Below are 6,256 nucleotides of genomic sequence, written 5' to 3' on the forward strand. Positions count from 1 at the left end.
TATATATAATATAATTATTAAATCAGAAATTTATAAAAAAGTTAAAATTATAAAATTTCATAATTTAAAAAGATGGGATATTTATTTAAAGAATAATGTCCTTATTAAATTTGGAAATTATAATATTGCAGAACAAATCCATATTTTAGAAAGTGTTATCAAAAAATATAAAAATTTTAATGTTATTGATTTAAGAAACGAAAGAAACGCAATTATTAAATGATAGAAGAAAAAATAGCAATTTTAGATTTAGGTTCATATAAAATAAAAATTTTAGTTATTTCATTAAATAAAAACAATTATATAGATATTCATTCTAAGTATTCTACTTTTTCATCAGGCATAAAAAAAGGTAATGTCGTAGATATTGAAAAATTGAGTGAGCAAATAAAGTTCTGTCTATCATCAATAGAAAAAGAGATAAATCAGAAAATTAGCGAAATTTATGTAGGTATAAATTCTATTGATTTTAATTTTTTAACCTTTGGTTTGAGTAGAAATATTGGTTCTTATGAAATTGAAGAAAAAAAAGATTTGCAAAATTTAATAAATTTAGCTTTTGGAATATTTAAAGATAATTTAAAGACTAATAAGGTTATTCATTTTTTAAACTCTGGTTTTTATTTAGATAAAAAAAATTATGTTGAAAATCCCTTGGGTTTAAGATCGAAAACACTAGATATAAACTTTAGTTTTTTAAGTTTAGATAAAAATATAATTTTAAATTATAATAAAGCAATTACTAAGGCAGGTTTAAATATAAAAAAATATTTTTATTCACCTTTTGCAACAAGCATTCTATCATCTGATCAGGATACAATTGAAAAAGGCTTTACTAATATAGATTTTGGCTTTGATAAAACATGCATTACTTTTTTTGAGAATTCAAAACTTTTATACTCAAATATAATCCCGATTGGCTCTAATCATATAAATAATGATTTAATTAGAGCCGCAGGAGTGAATAAAGATTTAGCTGAAAAAATTAAATTAAATTATGATAAAATTTTAGAAAATAATTTTGATAAATCAATTCTTATAGGTAAAGATGATAGAAAAATATCTTCAGAAATAATAACTAAAATTATAGATGCGAGGTTAGAAGAAATAGTGGAATATATATACAAAAATATTTTATATTGCAGATCACTAAATAGATCAGCCCGAAAAATAATTGTTACTGGTGGTGGAGCTGAGTTAAAAATATTATCATCCAAACTTTCTAAAAAACTAAATACTGATGTGGAGCATGCTAAACAAACATTCCCGATTAAAAATACTGAGTTTAATATATTTTCTGACTATATGGTCTGTCTAGGTATAGCTAAATTAATATTTTTTCCTTTTAAAGATGAAATCAAAGGTTTTAGCAGTCAAAATAAGAATTTTTTTGAAAAGTTTTACTCAATGTTTTTGAAATAATCATTATGAAACAAGTGAAATAATTTTTGAGTAGATTGTAATGTTTTTTTTTGAGACTTACATATTGTGTTTATAAATCAACAAACTATTAGAAATTCTATTTCTTTTTCTGGGATAGGTTTGCATACTGGAAAATCTGTTGAGATTAAAATTTTACCTGAAAAAGTTAATTCAGGAATTAATTTTATTTTTAAAAAAGAAAAAATAAAAGCATCATGGAAAAATGCACAAATTAGTCAACTATGTACAAAAATAAAAAAAAAAAATACCTATATCTCTACCATAGAACATTTGATGTCGGCTTTAAGCGCAATAGGAGTTACCAATGTATCTATCCAAACTACATCTGAGGAAATACCGATTTTAGATGGTAGTGCCAAAGACTTTGTAGAGAAAATTTTAGATACTGGTTTAGTTAATCAAAAAATACAGCAAAAAATAATTCAAATAAAAAAAAAAGTTAATTATAAAACTATTGATAAATATATTGAAATTTCTCCTAATAAGAAGAAACTAACTATTGATTATTCAATCGACTACAAAGATGATTTTATAAAAAAACAATCATTATATTATGAACATGATCTTGATAATTTTAAAAAAATATATTTAGCAAGAACATTTTGTCTACATAAAGATTTAGAAAAAATTTTTGCAATGGGCTTGGCTAAAGGAGGAACTCTAGATAATGCAATTGTTGTATCTGGGAATAAAATATTAAACCAAGGTGGCTTAAGGTACAAAGACGAATTTGTTAAACACAAAATCCTTGATTGTATTGGAGATCTTTATTTAGCTGAATATCAAATTTATGGTAACGTTATTACCAAAGGAGGAGGGCATGAATTAAATTTGATGTTATTGAAAGAGGTTTTTAAAGATGAAAATAATTATGAAATAATTTAATTATTTTAATTTAAATTCAAAATATAAGCATTTATGAATAGAAACTATAGACAAGTTAGCAAATATTTTTTTATTATTTTTTTGTTTGCGTTATTAGGCTGTGGGTCTAATACAAATCAAATAAAAAAACCAGAAAAGGTACCTCCTTTGAATGTTTTATATAAAGCTGCATATAAGTTTTTTGAAGATGGTGATTGGAATGACTCAATTTTACTATTCCAAAAAGTTGAAACAAGATATTCTTTTTCAGAGTGGGCTCCCAAAGCTTCATTGATGATAATCTACATGTATTATGAGACTGGTGATAGTTTTAAAACATTAGAAAATATTAAAAAATTTAAAAAGCTTTATCCAAAACATGAGAATATTGATTATGTAGATTTTATAAGAGCACTAACGTTTTATGAGAATATTAATGTTATATCTAGAGATCAGACATATACAAATTCAGCCTTAAAAGAATTTAAAAAAATTATTAGCAATTATCCTAACTCAATGTATGCGGAAGACTCTAGATTAAAAATTGATTTAATAAACGAACAATTAGCAGGTAAAGAAATGTACATTGCGAGATATTATATGAAAAAATCTAAATGGGCTGGTGCAATCAAAAGATTAAGTATTATTATTAATAAATATGATCAAACAATCTATAGTAAAGAAGCATTACATAGACTAGTTGAAATTTATTATAATTTAGGAAATATAAATGAAGCTAAAAAATATGCTTCTATCCTTGGATACAATTTCAACAATAGTAAATGGTATAAAAAATCTTATAAGATTGTTGCTGACAAAAACTATCAAATTGAAAAAGCTGAGACTAAAAAAAAACTTAAAGATCGATTAAAAAAATTGTTTGAGTTTTCTAAATGATCAAAAATTTAAAAGAATATCAAAAAAAGAAAAAAAAATTATTAGAGCATAATAAGTTTTATTATGACAAAAGTTCACCCAAAATTGATGATTCCAAATATGATGATTTAAAAAAACAGCTCATTAGCTATGAAAAAAATAATAAAATTCCTAAAAACGAAAAAAAGGTTGATAATATTGTTGGTTATAGGCCTTCTGAAAAGTTTTCCAAAATAAAACATAGTGAAAGCATGCTTTCTTTAGATAATGCTTTTAATAAAAGCGACATTATGGATTTTTATAAAAAAATTAATAATTTTTTAAATTTAGACTTAAATCATCGAGAAACTTTGTTTGCTGAACCAAAGATAGATGGTATTTCAGCTAGCTTAAAATATATTGATGGTAATTTAGTTCAAGGCTTGTCCAGAGGTGATGGAGACTTTGGTGAAGATATAACTGAAAATTTAAAAACAATAGAGGATATTCCAAAAAAATTAAAAAAACTTAATACCGGCGAATTGATTGTCAGGGGAGAAGTTTATATCCCAAAGTCTAAATTTCAAAATCTTTCAAATAAATTTGCAAATCCTAGAAATGCAGCATCTGGCTCATTAAGGCAAAAAGATGCTAAAAATACTGCAAAAATTCCATTAAAATTTTTTGCATATGGCACAATCTTTATGAATCATAACCTTGAAAGTAAACAATCAAAATTTTTAGAATTCCTAAAATACCAAGGTTTTAAGATTAATCCTTTAGGAAAAATCATTAAGGATGAAAAAGATTTATTAGATAATTATCAAATATTAGAGAATAAAAGATCTGAACTAGATTATGATATCGATGGTATAGTTTATAAAATTGATGATTTTAAATTACAACAAAGATTGGGTAATTTAACAAACTCTCCAAGGTGGGCAATCGCTCACAAATTTTCTGCTGAAAAAGGCATTTCAAAAATTAAAAATATAGAAATTCAGGTTGGCAGAACTGGCGCTCTAACACCTGTAGCAAAAATTAATCCTCTAAACATTGGGGGTGTAACAGTGTCAAATGCTACGTTGCATAATGAAGATGAAATAGAAAGAAAAGATATAAGAATTGGTGATACGGTTATTGTTCAAAGGGCAGGTGATGTAATCCCACAGGTTATTGAGGTAGATACAACCAAAAGAGATCAAAACTCTAAAAAATTTATTTTTCCCAAAAAATGCCCTTGTGGTTTTGATACTATTAAAGAGTATAATAAGGTAACAAAAAAATATGATGCAGTTAGAAGATGTCCCGATAAAGGCTATGAATGTAACTTAATTACAAAAGAAAAAATTAAACATTATGTTTCAAAAGATGCAATGAATATAGAGGGTTTAGGAAAAAAAGTAGTAGAAAATTTTTGGAATTTGAACTTAATAAAATTACCACAAGATATATATAAATTAAATTTTGAAAAAATATCTCAACTAGAAGGGTGGGGAAAACTTTCTGCTGAAAACTTAAAAAAATCAATAAATAAAACAAAAAATATTAGTTTAGAAAAGTTTATTTATTCACTTGGCATAAGACATATTGGACAAGAAAATGCAAAAATTTTAGCCAAATATTTTCAGTCTATAAAAATTTTTAAAAAACTTCTATTTGAAAAAAATAATTTATTTAAAGATTTATTAGAACTTGATGGTATTGGAGAAACACAAATAAATTCATTAAAAAATTTCTTTTCAAATAATACTAATAAAAAAGTTTTTGAGGAACTAATTAAGAATTTATCTATTTCGGACTTTATAATTCAAAACAAAGGTAAGTTTATAAATAAAACATTTATGTTTACTGGTGGTATGGAGAAGATGAGTAGATCTGAAGCAAAACAAATCGTAGAGAACGAGGGTGGAAAAGTTTTGGGGTCTCCATCAAAAAAATTGGACTATTTAGTTGCAGGAGACTCAAAGCCAACAGTAAAAAAAATAAATCAAGCTAAAGATTTAGGTATCAAAATTTTAAAAGAAAAAGATTGGTATAAATTAATCAATTTTTGAGCAATATTTTTTTAAAAATACTTTTTCTCTAATACTGAGGAATTTATGAATTTTTTCAAATACTTCACTATGATAATGATTAATCCAATTTTTTTCATTTTTAGTTAGCATAGATCTTAGTATCATTTTTCGTTCAAATGGAACTAATGTAAGATTTTCAAAATAGTTTTTGTGATTTTTATAAATTAAATTTTCTAGTCTAATTCCAAAATCATTATCTTTGTAATAACCAGGTTCATTAGACATTACTTGATTAACTAAAAATTTTTTATTATAAAATTTTGATATTGAAGGTGGTGCTTCATGTACATTGGATAAAAAACCTACACCATGGCCTGTACCATGATTATAATTATATCCAAATTTAATAAGATTTTTTCTTGCAATTCTATCTAATTTTTTTCCTGTCATATTTTTTAAATTAGCAACAGAAACCGCAATATGTGATTTTAAAACTAATGTATAAATTTTTTTTCTAAATAGGTTTTGTTTACCCAGTGAAAAACTTCTAGTCATATCTGTAGTTCCATACAAATATTGTGAACCGGAGTCTAAAAGATAAAGATGTTTCTTTTTTAAATTTGTTTTTTTATAATCTTTAGCACTATAGTGAATTATAGATGCATTTTTCTCTGTTGCAGAAATAGTCTCAAAGCTTGGTCCAAGATAAAATTTATTTTTCTTTTTAAAAAATTCAATTTTTTTTTGGCATTCAATTTCGCTAGTATTTTTTAAATTATTATTTTTAAGCCAATATAAAAATTTACAATATGCTATACCATCAAAAATATGTGATATTTTTAAATTTAAAATCTCTGTATTATTCTTTATACTTTTAAATTGATCAATCGGATCATTAATAAATTTAATTTTAATTTTATTTTTTATGAAAAAATTATGATGATAAAGAGACAGGTACTTTTTATCTGTGTAAATTTTTTTTATACTTAAAAGATGTTGTTTAAATTCACTGTTTTTTTTAAAAATTATATTTTTTATTTTTAAATTAATTTTTTGATTAGAATAAATATAAATTC

6 protein-coding genes are annotated in these 6,256 nt (G+C 23.9%); 5 read left to right on the plus strand and 1 reads right to left on the minus strand.

Annotated elements, in window-relative coordinates:
- From ACTTAT_RS06870 to ligA, 5 genes are all read left to right on the plus strand, one after another.
- Positions 1-223: cell division protein FtsQ/DivIB (locus ACTTAT_RS06870; protein ID WP_440680311.1), on the plus strand; the 223-nt coding region annotated here is incomplete at its 5' end.
- On the plus strand, positions 220-1,422 hold the full coding sequence (locus ACTTAT_RS06875; RefSeq protein WP_440680312.1) for a cell division FtsA domain-containing protein: 1,203 nt from the start codon (positions 220-222) through the stop codon (positions 1,420-1,422). The genes ACTTAT_RS06870 and ACTTAT_RS06875, both read left to right, overlap by 4 nt.
- A gap of 66 nt (positions 1,423-1,488) precedes the next feature.
- On the plus strand, positions 1,489-2,328 hold the full coding sequence (gene lpxC, locus ACTTAT_RS06880) for a UDP-3-O-acyl-N-acetylglucosamine deacetylase (RefSeq protein WP_440680313.1): 840 nt from the start codon (positions 1,489-1,491) through the stop codon (positions 2,326-2,328).
- Between the two features lie 33 nt (positions 2,329-2,361).
- Positions 2,362-3,204: an outer membrane protein assembly factor BamD gene (locus ACTTAT_RS06885; RefSeq protein WP_440680314.1), complete on the plus strand. Its 843-nt coding sequence runs from the start codon at positions 2,362-2,364 to the stop codon at positions 3,202-3,204.
- A complete protein-coding gene (gene ligA, locus ACTTAT_RS06890) occupies positions 3,201-5,219 on the plus strand; it encodes an NAD-dependent DNA ligase LigA (RefSeq protein ID WP_440680315.1) in 2,019 nt (672 codons plus the stop codon). The genes ACTTAT_RS06885 and ligA overlap by 4 nt, the downstream gene beginning before the upstream one ends.
- Here ligA and ACTTAT_RS06895 read toward each other — a convergent pair.
- Positions 5,205-6,256: M24 family metallopeptidase (locus tag ACTTAT_RS06895; RefSeq protein WP_440680316.1), on the minus strand; the 1,052-nt coding region annotated here is incomplete at its 5' end. The two genes, ligA and ACTTAT_RS06895, sit on opposite strands and share 15 nt — an antisense overlap.

Source organism: Candidatus Pelagibacter sp. HIMB1517, from assembly GCF_052047895.1.
Taxonomy (GTDB): Bacteria; Pseudomonadota; Alphaproteobacteria; order Pelagibacterales; family Pelagibacteraceae; genus HIMB114.

Coding starts and splice junctions, on each gene's coding strand:
- ligA (WP_440680315.1), top strand. CDS start 3,201: ATGATCAAAAATTTAAAAGAATATCAAAAAAAGAAAAAAAAATTATTA.
- ACTTAT_RS06875 (WP_440680312.1), top strand. CDS start 220: ATGATAGAAGAAAAAATAGCAATTTTAGATTTAGGTTCATATAAAATA.
- ACTTAT_RS06885 (WP_440680314.1), top strand. CDS start 2,362: ATGAATAGAAACTATAGACAAGTTAGCAAATATTTTTTTATTATTTTT.